Origin of the sequence: Barnesiella sp. An22 (assembly GCF_963931395.1) — a bacterium.
GTDB lineage: Bacteria > Bacteroidota > Bacteroidia > Bacteroidales > Barnesiellaceae > Barnesiella > Barnesiella merdigallinarum.
This window is the reverse complement of record NZ_OZ007014.1, coordinates 1,138,345-1,158,222: the sequence shown is the minus strand read 5'-3', so window position 1 is coordinate 1,158,222 and position 19,878 is coordinate 1,138,345. Positions and strand designations below refer to the sequence as shown.

The window sequence follows — 19,878 nt, the reverse complement described above, 5'->3', positions numbered from 1 at the left end:
TTTTTTATCCTCTTTTACTAAGGGCACGAAGATACAAAAATTTGAATTTATCTCGGCACAGAATAACTAAAAAAAATATCTTATTTCTCTATTTTCATGCGCACAAGCTCTATTTTCGTAGCCTTGCGACGTAAAATCGTAAACCGATAGTTATTAATCTCTACCGTCTCGCCCAGGCGGGGCAGGGTCTGGTAGTGGTACAGAATGTAACCGGCCACGGTCTGGTAGTCGTCCGACTCGGGGATGTCGAGCCCGAACTCTTCGTTGATGCGCCCGATCTCCATGCGGCCCGAGAACTCATACTCGTCCTCGCCCACCCGACGGGCCACGAGGTTCTGCGTGTCGTGCTCGTCCTCGATGTCACCGAAAATCTCCTCTACCAGGTCTTCGAGAGTCACCAGTCCGGCCGTACCGCCAAACTCGTCGACCACGATGGCCAGGCTCTTCTTCTGCTGCATGAGGTTGCGCATCAGCTTGTTGGCCAGCATGCTCTCGGGAGCAAAGACCGCCGGGCGAATGCTCTTGCGCCAATCGTCGTGCTGGCGGAACATCTCCGACGAGTGTATGTAACCCAGTATGTTGTCGATATTCTCGCGATAGACCACCACCTTCGAGATACCCGTACTCACAAAGGTGTGGAGCAGCTCCTCGTCGGTCACCTCGTCGATGTCGACCGCCACGAGCTCGGTGCGGGGTATCATGCAGTCGCGCAGGTGCACGTTCGAGAAGTCGAGGGCATTCTGGAATATCTTCATCTCGGGCTCTACGGGAGCCTTCGAGTCGCTCTCGTCGATACTCTTCTGGATAAACGAATCGAGCTCGATCTTACTCATCAGCGTGTTGGTGTGGTGGGCTATCCGCACCCCGGCCATACGCATCACCCCTTTCGAAACCATCGAGGTGAATTTGGAGATGGGATAGAGAATCACATAGATGAGCCACACGAGCGGGGCAAAGAACCGCATCGTGGCGTTGGGATCGACCCGAAAGATGGTCTTGGGCATGAACTCGCCCACAAACAGAATGAGCAGCGTGGAGATAAGGGTCTGCATGAGCACCACAAAAGCCTCCTGGTTCCACACCAGCGCGATGACCGGCTCGAGCAGGGCGGCCATGCCCATACCGTAGATGACCAGCGCGATGTTGTTGCCCACCAGCATGGTCGAGATAAACTGCTCTTCATTGCCATAGAAGAGGCTCAGTATCTTCGACAGCAGCCCCTTCTGTTTCATATCCAACTCGGCCCGTACCTTGTTCGACGACACGAAGGCAATCTCCATACCCGAGAAGAAGGCCGAGAAGAGCAACGCTATGATAATGATTACAACCCAATTCATGATTTCTTCATTTGTTTGGCACGCACGGCCGGTACAGGCTGCGGCTTCACGCTATCGGTCCGTGCCGAGTCGGCAGCAACCGTGTCGCGCTTGATGGGGAAGATACCGCTCGTGCGGCGTATGCGGTAGCGGGTCATCTGCTCGTTCGAGTTGAATCCGTAGCCCTCGATTACCTCGTCGGGAGTCTCGATGTGGATAAACGAGTCGGAGTAGATTTCGCGCTTGCGCTGGTCCCAGAATATCTGCGAGGTGAGGAACACCTCCTGCTTGGTGTTTTCGATGCGTACGTTCTTGTCGAGACGCCACAACTGCTGATTCTTGAAATAGGTGGCCGTGTCGCCCTGGATGAGGGCCTCGGTGGCGAATACCGAGTCGAACTTCTCGACATACAACCCCTTCGGGAAAAACCAGTAGGGCTCCTTGGCATTCTCGTAGATAAGCCACTCGGGGGCCTTGATGCGGTAGCGGGTAATCCCCGAGTCGGAGATGAGCGTCTCTACGCCGAGCGTGCGCAACGTGGGCACCTCCGAGACGTCGTCAAAGCCCTCGACTACCTCGTTTTTCGAACCCGAGCAGGCACACCACAACAAGGGGAAAGCCACAAAACACACGAGCCCCCAGCGCGAAACGCGCAGAAACCACCGGTCGCTGTTCTTGTTTGTTGTCATTCTACTGAAACTATGTCGCAAAATTATAAATAGTTGCAGGGCACTCCAAATATTCCCGCAAAAATTATGCCTCTCACCAGGGCTCCCGGGGCTACCCCGCCTCGCCCCACCCTGCCGGGCCGAGACAAAAAGAAGGGTCGCACCCCGTAGGGAACGACCCTTCATATCACTATGGTCAATGTTTTTTATTTCACGATGAATGCCTTGTTCACCACGCCTTGAGCCGTCGAATATTGCAGCATGTAGCTACCACGCGAGAGACCCGACACGTCGATGGTCGTGAGGGTATCGCTCACCTGGCCGCGCAACAGTTGCGTGCCGGCTACGCTGTAAACCACATATCGGCCCTCGGCCTCGGGAGTCTCCAGGTTGAGCACATCGTCGGCAGGCACAGGATAGAGTTTCACACCCTCGGCCAATACCTCGTCGATACCCGAACCCGACGTGTAGAGTTGCAGGTCGAACTTCTTCTCATACGAGTTACCGCTCGAAGCATTGATAGCCTTGATATATACCGTTTTGTGGATAGCCTTGTCTTCAATCAGTTTCGTCGTGTAGAGCTTGCCGTCGCGCACTTCGTAGCTGGCCTCGGCATAACCGCCGCCAAACAGCTGCTGACCTTTCAACTCAAAAGTATACTGGGCATCTACCATATCACTGTATACCGTTACATCGGCTACCGGGGTACCGGCAGGGGTACCGATGGCTACACGGGTGGTGCTCAAGCGGATGTCATACGGAGTCTCCGACAAAGGAGCCACGCCTACTACGGCACGATGGTTGTCGGGATACGAACCTTGAATATCGTCGCCCAGGTTATTGAGGGTAAAATAGCCGTTGTTCTGGCCGCCCCAGCCCCAGTTGATGTGATACTGGTTGAAGCCGTCCCAACCGTCGAGGTTGAAGCAGTGCCCTACGTTGTTGCCTTGGTTACCGGCATAGATTACGCAGCGGCCACGTCTCAACTCGTTTCGCAGCAATTCATGCCAGGCGTCATCGCCACCCTGATAACGGTCACGGCTGTAACATACGCAGGTTTCGGGGAAACCATAATAGGTCTTGAAGTAACCGGGAATGTTATCGGTAATGGCACCCGACCCCTCGGCGCTATACTCCATGTCGATGAGTACACCGCAGTGGTAGAGCAGACGAGCCACCTCGTCGTAGTTGTTGGCACCCGAGAGAATGGCATCCCAATCGTAGTCGGGCTCGTTATCGAAGTTCACACTCAATACCGTACCGGCCTGATTCGAATAGTACGATTTCGTTCCCGTACCACGCAGGGGATAACGTATAACCGAGAGTGCCTGACCCATGGCCACAGCCACACAACCTACATAGGCACGGCCACCGGGGCCACCCGTTGCAGCCGGGCAATAGGCGTTATAAGGTACACCCTGGTTCCAGGTTACCTGCACCAACGGCTCGATGCGGTCTTCGGTAGCGCGAGTCACTACATCGCCTGCCCAGCGGAAATGACGTTGCAGAGCGGGCGACTTGCGCGCCAACTTAATCTGATCGGTATAATCTTTCAACCAGCTTTGTATCCAGGCAGGCTGACCGTCCGACACATACTCACTGTCAAACGAATAGCCCAGCAACGGGTCTACCGTATCTTCAGCCGAAATCAAAGCCCAGCCGCCTTTTTCAAAACGTACGATGTAGTACATGGGAGCGCCATCTTGCGAAACGGTTTCTACTGTGGCATTTCCGCCTTTGAACGATGAGCCGCCACGCACGGTTAACAACTTGGTTGCGGTATCTACCGCGGTCTTCTCAGACACTACTGCTGCAAAACTTCCTCCAGCAAACGAGAAGAGCAGCATTACGAAAGCTAATAATCTATATTTCATAATCGGTTTTTGGTTCGTTTTACAGATACACGATTTATCGATTGACAAAAATAGATAATTCGAATGTATTCTGCAACAATTTAACATTCTCTATGTTTTTAAACATACAAAATGATGTTTTCCCCTACTCTTTTCTATCAAAAAAGAGTCAAACGAGCAAAAAAATAGAGACCTGAGGTAAAAAAACAGGCCGATACCTCGCGGGTACCAGCCTGTTCCATATAAAGATATCAATATCAATCTAGCTGATTAGAAGCGTTTTGCCTTGATGCCCTTCACAGCTCTTTGAGCTTTGGCTTTCTCGCTGCCTGTCAATGGTCTGAAGAGCGACCAGTCAACCTGGCGAACACCCAGCTTCTTCACTACAGGAGCTGTCGCATTTATGCCGGCCGAAGGCGAAGCTTGAACCGAGCCCTTCATAAATACAGCCAAGTTCCAGACATCATACCAACCCAGATTGAAGCCTTCGGCATCCGGATTCTGGATAAGGTCGAAATTAAATAGATATAATCCGCACCAGCGATCGGCAACATATCCTGTAACACCCTGAGCGTCGGTAGCATTGAAGTTAATCCACTCAAATTGTTCACCCTCGCTCTCGGGTACACCGGCAAAACATACAAGACAATTGAAAGATGCGCCAGATTGATCTCTCATGGGAATCACACCCATAGGCAACATATCGGCAATCTTGAAGTTATTACCCTCTACGACAGCCTCCAACGAGTTTTCTCCAGCGGTAAATGCCGAAGCTTCGAAATAGAAATTCTTGATGACTATCGTATCGGGATTATCCTCATGCTTCAATTCAAACTCGGTATCAAAGCCATAAGGATCAGTACCGGGCTGCTGAGTTTGGAAGTCATACTGATAGAACATAAAGCCAAAGGTCCCCGTAAACTCACTGTCACCCGTGCTGCCACCCGGTACATACTCCCAGTAAGGAGCACCTACGAGTTGAGTCTCCTGGTCTACACCACCCTTCAGAGCAGCCGATTGGTTACCGGCACCGTCGACAAATGCTCCGGCAGCGAAGTCGAGGAATACATACGATTTAGCTTCGTTTGGATCGAATGCAACCGATTCGGGCAACGTAATGGTAACCGACTCACCGTTGATAACCACCGTTTCGATGGTACCGCTGGCATACGAGGTAAGGTCGCCCTTCGTCACGTTGTAGGTGATGGCACCTTCGCCACGAGTTACCGTCTCGTTATACGTAAGCGTTACCGAACGACCGCTGTTCGTTGCCGTGTAAAGGTTACCATCGGGTACACTTACCAGATAGGGAGCCTCGGTATCGGGCAGGTCGACCGTTGCCGAAGCTACGGCACCGCAAAGACCATTGGCATCGGAAGCTACGGCATATACATAGTAAGTAGTACCTATCGTCTGATTGTTGTAGGCTTTGGAAAGCGAGGGAGTCTCGGCAGCTTTCAACAGCTCGGCACCTTCATAACCAGCCTGCAACAGCGTTTCGGCATCGATGGTCTGAGCCTGGTTGGTTACGATGTAAGCATAATAAACCGTACCCTCGGCCGGAGTCACCGTCAAGTTGAAGGCATCGACATTGGTCTTTTCGACCGAGAGCGTCACAGCCGGGCCCTCTCCCATATTGACCGGAGCATAATCCTCAAACTCGGTGCAACCTGCCCCCATGAGGCAGATTGCTGAGAATAATCCTATAATATACTTTTTCATTGTTCTATATTTTTATCGTTTATTCAACTTTGGTCATTGTACAGGTGCGTACACCGGTCACATAGCCTGCCTGAGTTCCATCCTGGTATGCAACAGCCAAGACAGGCGAAGAGATCGAAATCGTACCGTTCGATACCTGTGCGGCAGCAGCTCCAGCACCGTTAAAGTCAATCTGCAAAGTATAGGTCGAACCATATGTACCCATATCCTGCGAACCGTTGATGGTGATTGTTCTGAAGTCGGAATCTACAGTACCCATTATCGATTTGTAAGTAATGCCACTAACCGTCGGAACAAGTTGCGTGAACCATACACGGTCTACATAGTCGGGATCTTTCTGTACCTCGCAAGTCCAGGTATATACGACACCCTCTTCACCTTGGAAGGGCGACTCACCGCGTGCGGTGTACGTACCCAGAATACCGGCAGCAGCCAGCGGGTGGTCATCGTCGGCAATCGTTACCGAGGTGGTGTAGTTGGCACCCAGGCTGCAACCGCTGGGCGACGACAAGCGAATATCGAAGCAAACATCGCCGTCGTAGTCCCCGTTGTCGATAGGTTCAACCGTAATGTATCCTACCAATTCACCCGTGCTGGTATAGGTCAGGGTCGTCGACGTATTTTTCAGACGATAGTTCACACCCTCCTTGGCGGCATTCTTGCCGGCATAGGCGGTCGTGTCGATTTCGAAATTCACCGATACATCGAGGGCCTTCGAAGCCACCAGCGATACCGGAATCTGAATCTCTTTATTGGCGTTCTCCTCGATAGTAGTCGAGGCATTGTCAAACGCTACGAAAGCGTCCTTGTCGCTGAACATAGGAGTCTCTACCGATTGGCACGATGCAAACAGCGCCCCTACAACAGCTACATATATAAATTTATTGATTTTCATAATTCTTCTCTATTAAAAATTATTTGCTCTGATAGCCGGGATTTTGAACCATATTCGAGTTGTAGAGGATATCATTCTCGGGAATCGGGAAGGCCCAACGGTAGCTGGGGAATTCGATATCCTTCGTGAGAGGATCAAGATCGTAGTCGGTACGGGTCAACGACCGTTGCAGACGTTTCATGTCGAAGTAAACCTGACCTTCGAAGAGGAACTCTTTGCGACGCTCGTTGAAGAGGTTCTCGATATTGAACTGGCTGTAAGCATTGGCACCACGGCTGGTAGCTACCTGATTGAGGTCGTCGAGAGCCGTTACACCGCTGATGGTAGCACCCCGGTAGATAGCCTCGGCACGAGTCAGATACATCTCGGAGATACGGATGATAGGCACGTTGTTGTAAGCCAACTGACCCGATTTACCGGGATATTTGGTCGACCAGCGATAACCGGGATATTGCGGATTGGTTTTGGTCAAACCGGTGAGACGTACATCGTTCTCGTCGTAGAGCGAGAGCAGGTCGTTCGATACGCGCACGTCACCATAACCGGCGCCACCGGCAGCCTCAGGAGCGGTCAGGTAGTCGCCCAGGTCACTGCTCGAACCGTCGCTTTGCGAGATGTAAACCTCGAAGATAACCTCGCTGCCCGATTGGGGAGCTACATCGAGGCTGCCATCCCACATCGAAACGTAGTTGTTACCCGAGAGCAGTCTGAAACGACCGTTGCGGATTACCTTGTTGGCATAGTCGGCAGCCAGCTGCCAGTCTTCGTGAGTCAGATATACACGAGCCATGAGGGCTTGGATAACCGGCGTAGTAACGGTGGCAACCATATCTTTTACACCAGCACGTACATACGAGGTGCTCATCAGGCGCTCGGCCTCTTGCAGGTCGGGGATAATGAGGTTTTCGTATACCTCGGCTACCGTGCTACGAGCGGGACGGGCCGACAGGTCATCTTCCAGTACAATAGGTACACCCAGAGCCTCGGTTCCGGTAATACCGTTAGCTTTAATATATCCGTAAGGTTGAGCATACACGCGAACCAGATCGAAGTAGGCCAAGGCACGCAAGAAGAGGTTCTCGGCTTTCACGTTGTTGATTTGCTCGTCAGTCACACCCGCACGGTCAAATTTACCCTCGTTGATGGCGGTCAACACTTTGTTACAACCCAAAATGGCGTTGTAGGCACCGGACCACAAACCCAGCGTGCTGGTCGACGAGTAGTTCCATGCCGGCTCCTGGCGCATACGGCCCGTGTTTACAGGGCCTACCATACCGTTGCCGCACATCACGTCGAAGGTGAGGGGGAACGTGGCACCATACCACGAAATAACGGCGCGGTAGTTACCGGCAGTAGCTCCGTCGATACCCGTAAAGGTAGAGAGAGCCAGTTCGTCCGATTGATCCATGGGCGGCTCTTTGGTCAAGAAGTCATCGCAGGAAGTAAGAGCCAGCGCCAAAACTGCTATCGATAAAAATATTTTTTTCATTGTCTCAATCTTTTTTTAAGGGTTAGAAAGTAATGTCCACACCTACGATCATCGAGCGGGTCATCGGGTAGCTGATGACGGTAGCACCGGTGGTACCGTGCTCGGGATCCCAGTAGTTCATGTTGTGGAACGTATAGAGGTTAAGGGCGCTGGCATAGATGCGCACTCCGCTCATGAGGGCCTTTTTGGTCCACTTCGAAGGCAAGTTGTATGCCAGGGTAATGTCTTTGATACGCAGGTAGCTACCATCCTCGAGATAACGGGTAGAGGTTTGCATACTGTTGCTCGAGTTGTTGTATACCGGTTTCGGCAATACGTTCATGTCGCCCGGTTGTTTCCAGTAGTTCAAGGCACCTTTCCAGATGTTCTGGTCGCCATAGTAACCGTCTGATTCGAACAAAGAACGGTCTTGGTTCAATACCTTGTTGCCGTAGCGGGCTTCGAGCTGGATACCCAGCGAGAGGCCTTTCCAAGAGAGCTCGGTGTTGAAACCACCGGTCCACAGAGGTTCGGGCGAGCCGGCATTGATACGACGAGCTTCTTGCGAATTTTCGGTCAACAGACCCTCTTCGTTACGCCACAGAGCGTTACCGTTCTGGGGGTTCACACCGGCGTAGTCGTACAACCAGTAGGTGTAGAGTTGCTCACCTACTACATAGCGCAGCGAGGTACCGATGAAGTCCTGACCCGGAGCCAGTTCGAGCACTTTCGAACGGTTGGCGGCGAAGTTCACACCGGCCGACCATTTGAAGTCGTTGGTGTTGAAGATGTCGGCATCCAACTGAACCTCGATACCGCTGTTGCGGATTTGACCTACGTTTTGAGCTTGCGAAGAGAAACCGGTGGTATAGGGCAGCGGCGAGTCAATCAACATGTCCTCGGTACGACGGGTATACCAGTCGATCGATCCGCTCAAGCGGTCGAACAAGCGGAAGTCAACACCGATGTTGTGAGTCTTGTTGGTTTCCCAAGTCAGTTTACGGTTCTGCAGCTGCGAGGGGAGCTGACCGGTGATACCGTTGTAAACGATGTCGGAGTAGAGACCGTAGTGAGCATAAGCGGCGATGTTGTCGTTACCGTTCACACCGTAGCTGTAACGCAGTTTCAATACATTCAGTACATTCTTGATATCTTGCATGAAAGCCTCGTTGTGGATGTTCCACGATGCACTGGCTGCCCAGAAGGTACCCCAGCGGCGATCGGGACCGAACTTGGAGCTACCATCGGTACGGAGCGAACCTTTGATGTAGTAGCGACCGTCGTAGCTATACTCGGCTACACCGAAGAACGAAACCATGGCCGTTTGAGTAAGACCGTCGTGGGCCGTTTGGTCTTCGACCGAAACACCTACCGAGTGATAGGGACGTTGCTCGTTTACGTGATACGATATAGCTTGGTTGTGGGAGTATTCATAGGTATTGGCCTCTTGACCCAACATGATGTTCAGCGAGTGAACGTCGTTGAAGAGGTCGTCGTAAGTAACCGTGTTAGAGGTAGTCAACAGACGATATTGCACATCGGCCGTATTCAGCGATGCACCAAACGAAGTTTTGTTGATGAATGACGGCGAGAACTGGCGGCTGTTGGTATAGGCATACTCAACCGAGTTGTTGGTGCGGAAGGTCAATTGCTTGATGGGTTTCCACTCCAAATAAGCCGTACCGTTGAATTTGTATTGCTTGTCATATTTGTCCGAGCCTTTGATAGCAGCCAGCGGGTTGATATTGAACACGAAGGGGAGGTCGAAGTTGTAGCTGCCGTCCTCGTTGTAAGCCGGCATCGTCGGGGCCAGAGCCATACCCGAATAGAAGGGGTTCGAGGGAGCCAGACCGCTATCGCCGAGCAAGCTGTTCTGAACGTCCGATACCTTCATGTAACCGGCGTTGATACGGGTACCCACTTTCAACCATTTGTTGAGCTCGGTATCGAGGTTGGCACGAACCTGCATCTTCTCGAAACCTACGGTGGGAACGATACCTTCGGTCTTGTTGTACGACAACGAAGTATAATAGGTAGTCTTACCGGTACCACCCGAAGCAATCAGCTCATACTCTTGCAAGCTACCGTTGCGGGTCAACTCTTTCATCCAGTTCGTACCGCCTTTGGCAGCCAGCGAGAGGGGGAAGTAATATTCCGATGCGGGGTTATCTACGTCGTAACCGGCGTTGATACGGGCATCGCGTTGATATTGGATATACTCTTGCAGGTTGGCCATACCGAAGTCGTTGTCGTTGGCCAGCGTAGTGACACCGTAACGGGCGCGGGCGGTAACTTTCGACTTACCGGCTTCACCCGATTTGGTGGTAATCAAGATCACACCGTTGGCAGCACGCGAACCGTAGATAGAGGCTGCGGCAGCATCCTTCAACACGGTTACCGAAGCAATATCGCTGGCATTGATCATGGCGATGGCGTTCATACTGTTGGAGAGAGCACCGGTATTACCGCTCTCTACGGGGATACCGTCCACTACATACAAGGGGTCGCTACCGGCACCGATAGAACTGGTACCACGCACACGAATCGTAGCGGCAGAACCCGGCTGACCGTTGGTCGACGAAACCGACACACCAGCCATCTTACCCGAGAGCATCTTATCGACCGAGGTTTCGGGAATCGAAGCCAGGTCGTCGCCTTTCACCGTGGCGATAGAACCGGTCTTGGCCTCTTTACGGATGGTTTGGTAACCTACCACAACCACATCGTCGAGAGCCTGATCGCTCGAAGTCAATTTTACTACCATGCCATTACGGGCAAATACCTCTTGTCTCTCCATTCCGATGTAGGTAATCACCAGGGTTCGCCCGGCTCCTTCGGGAATTTTGATTGAAAACTTACCGTCATTATCGGTAATGGTAGAAGCGTTCGTGCCCTTCACCAAGATAGACGCACCGATAACCGGCTCGTCGTCCTCTGCTGTCAATACCGTACCGGAGATGCTCGTCTGAGCCACCGCTAACGAAATGCCAGCCAACAGAGCGCACAATAACAATGTTAATTTTCTCATACGACTGAAATTAAATTTAAATAAACGATTTATTCCTTCTTCTTTCTTTTACTTTCTTTACACACCCGGCGTGTTACGGCCGGACTTTTACATTACACTCCTTGCAATTAAACTAACTCTTAAAACTCCTCTTCTTTTAAACCTTATTATAATATAAACCTTAAATTGAACCTATGAGAATCACTCTCATTCACACTTCTTATTGAAGTATTCAGCATGCAAAGATAGAAAAAAAACGACAATATAAAATTCAATTTGAAAGAAAATTACCCACATCGCCTTTCTTTTTGACAAAGCCATTGTCCAGCTCTCCCGAAATGGCCCGTATACATTTTTTCACAGCACAACTAACTTGTTAAGATACAACCATATAGAAGAGGCATTTTTTCTGCCACAAATATGCACAAACCGGAGAATAATCCATTTGTTAATAAACATTAAACACACAACCAATACCACCGTATTATCACCAAACTGCGCTAATCTTATCGAAAATTTAACTCAAAAAGTTTATTCTATTAACAGATTAGTATCTACAATTGCCCGCCTGCCCTCCCGACAAATCGAGGAGGAAAAAGCAACAGGCGATAGACAAAATAGCCCCGTTGGTATAATTCTATGAAAAAAATGAGCGGCAAGTGCCTCCATACGCATTCTCTTTTGTATTTTTGTCTAAAATTTTGAGTAGTGAATCTTATTATCGATCAAGGAAATTCGGTAACCAAAATGGCACTTTTTCGGGCCGGCCAATTACAAAATGTCGATTTCTACCCGAAATGGGGCCCCGATGAAGTGACGCGGTTTCTCGATACCCACGCAGTCGATGCGGCTATCTTCTCGACCGTTACCGACCCCGACCCCGAAGCTCTGAAGCTCTTGCAGCAACGGGTGCGCTGCTTCGTACGCTTCGACCACACGTCGCAGATACCGGTGCGCATAGGTTATCACACCCCGCACACCCTGGGCCTCGACCGCATTGCGGCCGTGGTGGGAGCCTCGATGGAGTGTCCCGGCCGGCCGGTGCTCATCGTCGATGCCGGCACTTGTGTCACCTACGATCTGCTCACGGCCGACGGCACCTTTGCAGGCGGCAACATAGCCCCCGGCATCAGGCTGCGACTGCTCGCCATGCACGAGCACACCGGCAAGCTACCCCTGGTAGACGACTCGGGCGAGATTCCCGAGATTGGCTTCAGCACCGAGACGGCCATGCGGGCCGGCGCCACGCTGGGCGTGGCCTATGAAATCGAAGGCTACATGGCCCGTCTCAACGAGATTTACCCCGACCTTTTCGTTTTTTTAACAGGGGGAGATGCCTTAAAATTGGCTGCAAAAATAAAAAGTCGCATCTTTGTGAACGAAAATTTGGTATTAACCGGCTTAAACAGAATATTACAGGAAAATGCTGAAATATAAAATTCTCTTGATAAGTTTGGCGATAGGACTTGTCGCATGGGCCCAAAACGGCACCACCTCGCCCTATTCCCGATTCGGATACGGTATACTCGGCGACAATGCCATAGGAGCCCAACGAGCTATGGGCGGCGTAGGTTATGCCCTGCACAACAACCGGCAGATCAACGTAATGAACCCCGCCTCCTACGTCAGTATGGACTCGCTCACCTTCCTCTTCGACATAGGCCTTACCTACCAGGCCGTCACGACTCACGAAGGGCAGTTGAGCGAAACCGCGCAAAGCGGATCGCTCGACTACATCGTCATGCAATTCCCTCTGGGCCGCCACATGGCCGGTAGCATCGGGTTGCTCCCCTACTCCAACGTGGGCTATTCGTTTGCCAGCTCTATCTCCAACGGTACCGACAGCCGCACGGGCGAAGGCAACATCTCGCAGGCCTATGTGGGTGTGAGCGGCAACCTGTTCAAGGGCTTCTCGATCGGGGCCAACGTGAGTTACCTCTTCGGCAACCTCACCAACGCCAACACCGTAATCCCGGCCAACGGCAGTACCGGTATATTCGAGACCGACCTCAAGGTGCGCGACTACCACCTGCAGTTCGGCGCACAATATGCCATCGAGTGGGACAAGAAGCACACCATCACGCTCGGTGCCGTCTACTCACCGGGCAAAGCGCTGCTGGGTAAAGCCTACACCAGCACCTACGATGTGAGTTCGAGCTCGATTATCGACGCCGACACCCTCAACATGAAGAGCCACTACTCGCTGGCCTCGACCTATGGCGGAGGTATCAGCTACAACTACGACAAACGACTCACCGTAGCGGCCGACGTCACCTACCAGAACTGGGCCGATGCCAAGTTTACCAACCTCAACACCGGGCAGTTGCAGACCTCGACCGGGCAATTCAACAACCGGCTGAAAGTAGCTCTGGGTGCCGAATTCCGCCCCAAGAGCATGGGCGGCAACTATCTGCAACGCATCAACTACCGGGCCGGTCTGTTCTACAACCGCTCCTACCTGAAGATAAACGGCAACGACCTGAACGAGATAGGTGCCACCTGCGGTTTCGGATTCCCTCTGGCCACCGACAAGTCGGTCGTAAACGTAGCCTTCGAATACATCAACCGCCAGTGCTCGCCGGCCAAGCTCATCAGCGAAGACCACTTCCGTATTTCACTGAGCCTTACCTTCAACGAGATGTGGTTCTGGCAACGCAAGTTTGAATAAAATCTACTATCCATAAAAAACAAGAAGCGGAACGAGGGGCATCCCCTGTTCCGCTTTTTTGTTGTTCCGTTCAGTTTGTATTGGGGAGGAGCCAGGCTCCACCCCGACACAAGGCGCCACCGCTACTTGGCCAGCAACGGCGAGATATACTCGAGCACCTTCTGCAGACCCTCCTCCCGGTTCCACTTCACCTTGTTCTTTTTCAAGAAGGTGTTGAACTCCTTCTGGTCGGCCTCGGGCAACAGTTTGGAGATGGTGCGCTTGTTGGCGTTATAGAGCTGACCGTCGATGACAAAACAGAAACGTACCGAAAGCGGCAGCGTCTGGCCATTCTCACGTTCGACCCGGATGAGATCGTAATTAAGATTGGTGAGACCGCCTATCTGCAGACTCGACAGATTGTCTACGGCCGAAGTCGACGACGACGTACCATAGGCTCCCGTCCCCTGCGTCAAGCGATCGAAGTCGCCGGTCGTACGGCGGCCCAGAATAGCCTGGGGAGTCTCGCCCAACACCTCGATGTAAAGATTTTCACACCGCACGAAGGCCGTACTGTCGGGCAGCACGACACGGGCCACATCGTTCTGATTGTCGGTAGTAAATATTTTCGAACCATTCAAATAGTGCAAATCGTTATGCAACAAGTGGATATTGACCTTCGCCTGGCCCGTCTCACCAGAGCGGAAATGGAGCGTGGCTTCGGTAAAATCGGTAAACAGATAGGGCCACATGGTCGTGGGTTCCTGAGCACTGACACTAAGCCATAATGAGGCGAACAATCCCACCATTCCGGCAAATAAAAACTTTCTCATATGAATAAATTTATAGACATTAAAAAATTAAATTTGTCGAAAAAACGTCCACAAGTTAGTAATTTTATGCTACTTTTGCTCACATGGTTAGGAATATTTTGACATTTTAATCACACAAAAACTTAACAATATGAAAATCAAACAGCTATTGTGCCTTATCGCACTATGCCTCTTATGGCTCCCCGGTAAAGCGCAACAATTGAGTGTAATGACCCTGCGGAACGGCGCTACGGTTTACATCTGGGAAGACAAGAGCAAACCCGATGTATTCGGTATGGTTGCCTTCAAAGTGGGCTCGGTCGACGACCCGGTACAATATACCGGTCTGGCCCACTACCTCGAACACGTCATGTTCAAAGGCACCCAGACAATCGACGCCCTCGATTGGGAAAAAGAGAAACCTATCTACGAGAAAATCATCGCCAAGTATGATGAGCGTGCCGCTACGACCGACCAGGCCAAGCGTGACGCCATAGACCTGGAAATCAACGAACTTACTCGCGAAGCTGCCCAGTATGCTGCCGGCAACGAGTTTTCGCAGCTCATCGACCACATGGGCGGCGAAGGGCTGAACGCCAGCACGGGCTTCGACCAGACCGAGTATCACAACTCGTTCCCCCCTTCGCAACTCGAGAAGTGGCTCGAGGTTTACTCCGAGCGCCTCATCGATCCCGTGTTCCGCGGATTCCAGACCGAGCTCGAGGCCGTATATGAGGAGTACAACATGTACAACGACAACCGCGGTTCGCGCCTGGGCGAGTTCATCAACGAGCAGGCCTTCGGCTCCCACCCCTATGCCCGCCCCATCATCGGTCTGCCCGAGCACTTGAAGAACCCCCAGCTGAGCAAGCTCATCGAGTTCTACAACACCTGGTACGGCCCGCAAAACATGTCGATTATCCTCGTGGGTAACGTCGACACCAAGACGGCTATCCCCTTGATTCGCGAGAAATTCGAGCGTATCCCCCGCCGGGCCGAAATCCACCGCGAGAAACAACCCGTGCCCCAGTTCAAAGGCCGCACCGAGAAGAGCGCCAAGATATACTACTACCCCATGTTGGCCCTCATCTACAACGGTGTACCCTCGAACGACAAGGACGAAATACCTCTGCAAATCTGCTGCGAACTGCTCTCCAACTCGCAAAAGACCGGTATCCTCGACAAGCTGCAACTCGACGGTGACATCATGAGCGTAGGTGCCGGACAGAACGCCATGCGCGATGCCGGTGTCGTCATGATCAACGCCATTCCCTCGTTCGACGCCAACCAGAACCGCTGGGACAGCCACAAGGCTGTCGAGAAGATTCTGCTCTCGTCGCTGCAACAGTTGCAAAACGGCGAGTTCGACGAGACCATCCTCAACTCCATCAAGCAGAACATGATTCGCGAATATGAGCTGAGCCTCGAATCGAACGAGACGAAAGCCTACATTCTGGCCTCACTCTTCAACACGGGCTCCGATCCCTCGGAGATACTCAACTACAAAGAGCGCGTAAATGCCGTTACCCTCGACGAGGTAAAGGCTACGGCCAAGAAATACTTTACCGACAACTACCTGGCCCTCAACATTCAGGAAGCCAAGAACCTCGACAGCAAAGGCAAAAAGCTGAAAAAACCGGCCTACAAACCTATCGAGACGAAGAAGGGCGAAATGTCGGAGTATGCCAAATGGGTAGAGAGCATTCCCGCCCCGCTGCCCGAGGTGAAATATTGCGACTTCAACTCGATACAGCAGAAGCGAATCAACACACGCAGCAAGCTGTTCTACAACTTCAACCCCGAGAACGACGTCTTCACCATGACGCTGAAATATGGCGTAGGTACTCACCGCATGCCTAAACTCGAATATGCCGTTGCCCTGATGAACAATGCCGGTATGCTGCCCGACGTCGAGCCGCTGGCTATCAAGCGGGCCATGGGCGAACTCAACGTCAACTGCTCTTACGCCGTCGACGACAACTACATGTATGTGATGATGAACGGCTACGAGAAAGACCTCGTGAAAGCCTGCCAGTTGCTCTCGAAACAGATTCTCTTCCCCAAACTCGACGACAAGCAGCTGCAAAGCCTTATCGGTAGCGCATTCGGTTCGCGTCAGATGGAGAACAGCGACATCAGCACGCTGGAGAGAGCCCTCACTTCGTATGTGCTCTACAAAGACAGCTCCGACTACCTGCAACGCATTCCTACCCGCGACCTGCTGGATCTCTCGATTACCGACCTCACCACCCAGTTCCAGGCCGCTACCAACTACGAGTGCGAAATCTACTACACGGGTACCGCTCCCTTCGACGAGGTGTACGACGTATTGAGCAAGAACCTGCCGTTGAAAGCCGAGGAGATGCCCTCCTCGTCGCCCGAACTGCGCACCCGCGAGAAGTATGCCGAGAACACCATCTTCTTCTTGCCCAACAGCAAGGCTACACAAAGCAAGATCTACTTCTTCATCGAGGGTAAACCCTTCGACGTGAAGGACGACATTGCCATCGAAGCCTTCTCCGACTACTTCGGAGGCGGATTCGGTAGCCTCGTCATGGACGAGATTCGTGAAAAACGGGCCATGGCCTACAGCGCCTACGGTGTGATTTCGACCCCCTCGGTTGCCCGTCGCAACTTTCTCTTCCAAGGTTTCGTAGGTACCCAGGGCGACAAGACCCTCGATGCCATCGACATCTACATGAACCTGCTCACCGACATGCCTTCGATGCCCGAGCACTTCGACGTCGTAAAGACCAACATCAAGGAGTCTATCCTCAGTGCCAAACCCGGCTTCCGTTCGGCCAGCGCCGTATATGAGGCTTGGAAACGCATGGGCTATACCCAAGACCCCGCCATCGACAAGATGAAGAAAATCGAAACGCTCAAGTTCGAAGACATCGTCAACTTCTACAACGAGAATATCAAGGGTAAACCCATCGTGATGGCCATCGTGGGCAACCCCAAAGATTTCGATGTGAAAGCGCTCGAGAAATACGGCAAGGTAGTGAAGGTTTCCGAATCGAAACTCTTCTCCGAATCGGGCTTCTAAACAACCGGCCGCAAACCATACGGGCAAAGGCTCCTGCCATCGCAGGGGCCTTTCCTTTTTTCAGGCGATACCAATCTTCCGGCTCTCTGGCCGGGGCCGGCTACAGCTTACACTCCAAACCGAGCCAATCCTCAAGAGACAAAAAATGCCCGCTCCTTCCGTCGGGGCGGGCATGAATTAGGTGTATGCCGGGACAAGGGCTGCAACTTCAGCCCCACCCGTCGCCATCACAGGGAAGAACCCTTGAACACACGGCTCTTGTCGAGCGGCAGGATAATGCCCTTGAGGGTAATGTTGTTGGAGTGGAAATTGGGCACAATGTTGACAATGGCCTGATTGCTGCCGTTGTAGAGCGTAATATCCACCCGGGCCGAGATACCGGTCCCCATGACATTGAGCGAAAGGAACAGGTTGCCCTTCTTGTCTTTCCGCAGGTCGTAGTTCGAGAAACTGCCCTCTACGGTCACACCGCCCAGGCCGTTAAGGCCGCTGACGGGTATGTTGAATGCCGTCTGTACCACGGCACGGTCCCCGTCAATCGAAACAAAGTTGGTATTCGAAGCCACGAATGCCGTCTCTCCGTGCTTGAAAATCACCTGGTCGGCCTCCATCGTGAAAGCCTTCTCGTAAATGGCCCGCTCGGCATCGGCATGTTGCAGACTGTCGATACGCTCCTGCAGAGCCTTTTTCTCCTCCTTGGTCAATTCCCGCTCTTGAGCTGCGGCGCTTCCTGCCCATACCAGCAGAAACATCGCCAAAACAAATGCAATTCTTTTCATCGTTCTCTCCTTTCAATCCCCGACAAGCGGGGTTTTCGTTTGGTTCATAGATAGCAAATTGTATACCATAATAACGGTTATCAACTGATTAACAAGGCATAAGAGGCCTGTAAATTATACATTTTTAATTTCAAATAAGATATGCTTACTCGAAAACCGAGGTCATGCCTCAGGAGTGGGTCTCGACCCTGCCAAATATTCTTTCTCACAGGAATAGCCCAGCCGATTGGTCGAACCAAAAATTTTTCGTACTTTTACCCGAAAATAGGGTGATACTCATTTCGCTTCGATGAAAATAGATAAAAAGAAAATATTCGAATTCGTACGCAAGCACTTCTCGCTGGGGAAGGCGTTTCTGGTCGTATTTGTCATTTTCATTCTCTTTATCGACGAAAACAGTTGCATCCAGCGGGTACGTTACGACCGGCAAATCAACGACTTGCGGCAACAGATTGCGGCACAGAACGATACGACCGACTACTACAACCGGCAAATCGAACGGTTGAAAACCGATAAAAACGAGGTCGAACAAATTGCCCGCGAACAGTATTATATGAGTAAACCCAGCGAAGATATTTACATCATAGAACCGAAAAAACAAACCCACTAAATACTACCGACATGAAACAGCATACGCGCGACATGCTCTTTATGGTTTCCTCCATCGCTGTCATCATCGGGGCAGCTCTGCCTCTGTTCATGATCAAACTGCCGTGGGTCCCCTACCTCTATGCCTGCGGTGCCGCCGGTATGGCCGTCTGCCGACTCACCTTCCGCTACAAGGGCAAGAACTTTCGGTTGAAACGGCTTTTCCACATCGAGACCTTCTCGTCGCTCTTCCTGGTAGCCTCGTCCTATTTCATGTTTCGCAACGATCCCGACTGGGTAATGCTGCTCACCGTGGGGGCCGCCCTGCAACTCTATACGGCTATTCTCATTCCCCGAGTGGCCAAGAAAGAGGGCAACGACTGATACTCACCGCGCTGTCACAGACGCTCCCCCCCTTCCGATTCTCGCGACTCGGAACGATGGTTCGTGCCATATTGTCTACCTGACAGCGGTACACCGTCGCAGCCCGAACGCTCTCCAGTTGCCCCCATCTTCTCCATCCGTTCGCCCCAATATATCCGGCATCCCCTTTCCCGGAGGTATTCCCAAGTAGGAATATAATCAGAACGAAATCAACTCATTAAACATACGCACCATAAAAAATCCATTATTTTGTTTGTTATTCTACGAAATTTTCGTAGATTTGCGAAGTAATCGTAGTTAAGATTAAACAGAGCAATGGAGAAACTGACTCATCAAGAAGAAGAGGTGATGCTCGTCATCTGGAAAAAGGGACGGGGCATCATCAAAGACTTTCTGGAAGAACTGCCCGAACCGCGCCCGCCCTACACCACCGTGGCTTCGGTCGTGAAGAACCTGGAGCGCAAAGGCTACCTGGCAAGCGAGAAGATAGGCAACACCTATCTCTATACGCCCCACATCAGTCAGGACGACTATAAAAAGCGGTTCCTCTCGGGAATCGTCAAGAGCTATTTTTCCAACTCCTACAAAGAGATGGTCACCTTCTTTGCCCAAGAGAACAAACTCTCTGAAGAGGACCTGCGCCAGATTATCGCCATGATCGAACACGAAAAAGAGTAAACCCACTAAAAA

The 19,878-nt window shown here is 51.8% G+C and carries 15 protein-coding genes; 6 read left to right on the top strand and 9 right to left on the bottom strand.

What is annotated here, in order from left to right; translation table 11 throughout:
• Positions 1 to 80 precede the first annotated feature (80 nt).
• The 7 genes from ABGT88_RS04685 to ABGT88_RS04655 all read right to left on the bottom strand — a co-directional run bounded on the left by ABGT88_RS04685 (position 81) and on the right by ABGT88_RS04655 (position 10,950).
• Complete coding sequence (locus ABGT88_RS04685) at positions 81 to 1,337, bottom strand: hemolysin family protein (protein WP_346700698.1); 1,257 nt, start codon at positions 1,335 to 1,337, stop codon at positions 81 to 83.
• On the bottom strand, positions 1,334 to 2,005 hold the full coding sequence (gene lptC / locus ABGT88_RS04680) for an LPS export ABC transporter periplasmic protein LptC (protein ID WP_258326538.1): 672 nt from the start codon (positions 2,003 to 2,005) through the stop codon (positions 1,334 to 1,336). Before lptC ends, ABGT88_RS04685 begins: the two co-directional genes overlap by 4 nt.
• A gap of 185 nt (positions 2,006 to 2,190) precedes the next feature.
• Positions 2,191 to 3,858 carry a C10 family peptidase gene (locus ABGT88_RS04675; protein WP_346700695.1) on the bottom strand — a complete coding sequence of 556 codons (1,668 nt, stop codon included), beginning with the start codon at positions 3,856 to 3,858 and terminating at the stop codon, positions 2,191 to 2,193.
• A gap of 249 nt (positions 3,859 to 4,107) precedes the next feature.
• Complete coding sequence (locus tag ABGT88_RS04670; RefSeq protein ID WP_346700693.1) at positions 4,108 to 5,559, bottom strand: hypothetical protein; 1,452 nt, start codon at positions 5,557 to 5,559, stop codon at positions 4,108 to 4,110.
• A 19-nt stretch (positions 5,560 to 5,578) separates the two neighbouring features.
• Positions 5,579 to 6,454: a hypothetical protein gene (locus ABGT88_RS04665; RefSeq protein ID WP_346700691.1), complete on the bottom strand. Its 876-nt coding sequence runs from the start codon at positions 6,452 to 6,454 to the stop codon at positions 5,579 to 5,581.
• A gap of 19 nt (positions 6,455 to 6,473) precedes the next feature.
• Complete coding sequence (locus ABGT88_RS04660) at positions 6,474 to 7,943, bottom strand: RagB/SusD family nutrient uptake outer membrane protein (RefSeq protein WP_346700689.1); 1,470 nt, start codon at positions 7,941 to 7,943, stop codon at positions 6,474 to 6,476.
• Between the two features lie 22 nt (positions 7,944 to 7,965).
• Entirely contained in the window at positions 7,966 to 10,950 is a 2,985-nt protein-coding gene (locus tag ABGT88_RS04655) for a TonB-dependent receptor (RefSeq protein ID WP_346700687.1), read from the bottom strand.
• Positions 10,951 to 11,637: 687 nt separating this feature from the next.
• Here ABGT88_RS04655 and ABGT88_RS04650 point away from each other — a divergent pair.
• Positions 11,638 to 12,366 (top strand): type III pantothenate kinase, encoded by a 729-nt coding sequence (locus ABGT88_RS04650; protein WP_298663381.1) that lies wholly within the window; start codon positions 11,638 to 11,640, stop codon positions 12,364 to 12,366.
• Positions 12,353 to 13,597 (top strand): hypothetical protein, encoded by a 1,245-nt coding sequence (locus ABGT88_RS04645; RefSeq protein WP_346700685.1) that lies wholly within the window; start codon positions 12,353 to 12,355, stop codon positions 13,595 to 13,597. Before ABGT88_RS04650 ends, ABGT88_RS04645 begins: the two co-directional genes overlap by 14 nt.
• Before the next feature lie 122 nt (positions 13,598 to 13,719).
• Here ABGT88_RS04645 and ABGT88_RS04640 read toward each other — a convergent pair whose 3' ends face one another.
• Positions 13,720 to 14,409 carry a hypothetical protein gene (locus tag ABGT88_RS04640; RefSeq protein ID WP_143240911.1) on the bottom strand — a complete coding sequence of 230 codons (690 nt, stop codon included), beginning with the start codon at positions 14,407 to 14,409 and terminating at the stop codon, positions 13,720 to 13,722.
• A gap of 130 nt (positions 14,410 to 14,539) precedes the next feature.
• On the opposite strand from ABGT88_RS04640, the gene ABGT88_RS04635 reads away from it, so the two are divergent.
• Positions 14,540 to 17,437, top strand: a complete 2,898-nt coding sequence (locus ABGT88_RS04635) for an insulinase family protein (RefSeq protein ID WP_346700683.1) — start codon at positions 14,540 to 14,542, stop codon at positions 17,435 to 17,437.
• Positions 17,438 to 17,664: 227 nt separating this feature from the next.
• On the opposite strand, the gene ABGT88_RS04630 is transcribed toward ABGT88_RS04635, so the two are convergent.
• The gene (locus ABGT88_RS04630) at positions 17,665 to 18,216 is read right to left on the bottom strand and encodes a DUF4251 domain-containing protein (protein WP_087408180.1); all 552 of its coding nucleotides are present in this window, start codon (positions 18,214 to 18,216) and stop codon (positions 17,665 to 17,667) included.
• Between the two features lie 289 nt (positions 18,217 to 18,505).
• On the opposite strand from ABGT88_RS04630, the gene ABGT88_RS04625 reads away from it, so the two are divergent.
• The 3 genes from ABGT88_RS04625 (at position 18,506) to ABGT88_RS04615 (ending at position 19,866) form a co-directional block, all read left to right on the top strand.
• Positions 18,506 to 18,826 carry a septum formation initiator family protein gene (locus tag ABGT88_RS04625; protein WP_258326558.1) on the top strand — a complete coding sequence of 107 codons (321 nt, stop codon included), beginning with the start codon at positions 18,506 to 18,508 and terminating at the stop codon, positions 18,824 to 18,826.
• Between the two features lie 11 nt (positions 18,827 to 18,837).
• Positions 18,838 to 19,188 (top strand): hypothetical protein, encoded by a 351-nt coding sequence (locus tag ABGT88_RS04620; RefSeq protein ID WP_087408182.1) that lies wholly within the window; start codon positions 18,838 to 18,840, stop codon positions 19,186 to 19,188.
• A 315-nt stretch (positions 19,189 to 19,503) separates the two neighbouring features.
• On the top strand, positions 19,504 to 19,866 hold the full coding sequence (locus ABGT88_RS04615) for a BlaI/MecI/CopY family transcriptional regulator (RefSeq protein ID WP_087408183.1): 363 nt from the start codon (positions 19,504 to 19,506) through the stop codon (positions 19,864 to 19,866).
• Positions 19,867 to 19,878 lie beyond the last annotated feature (12 nt).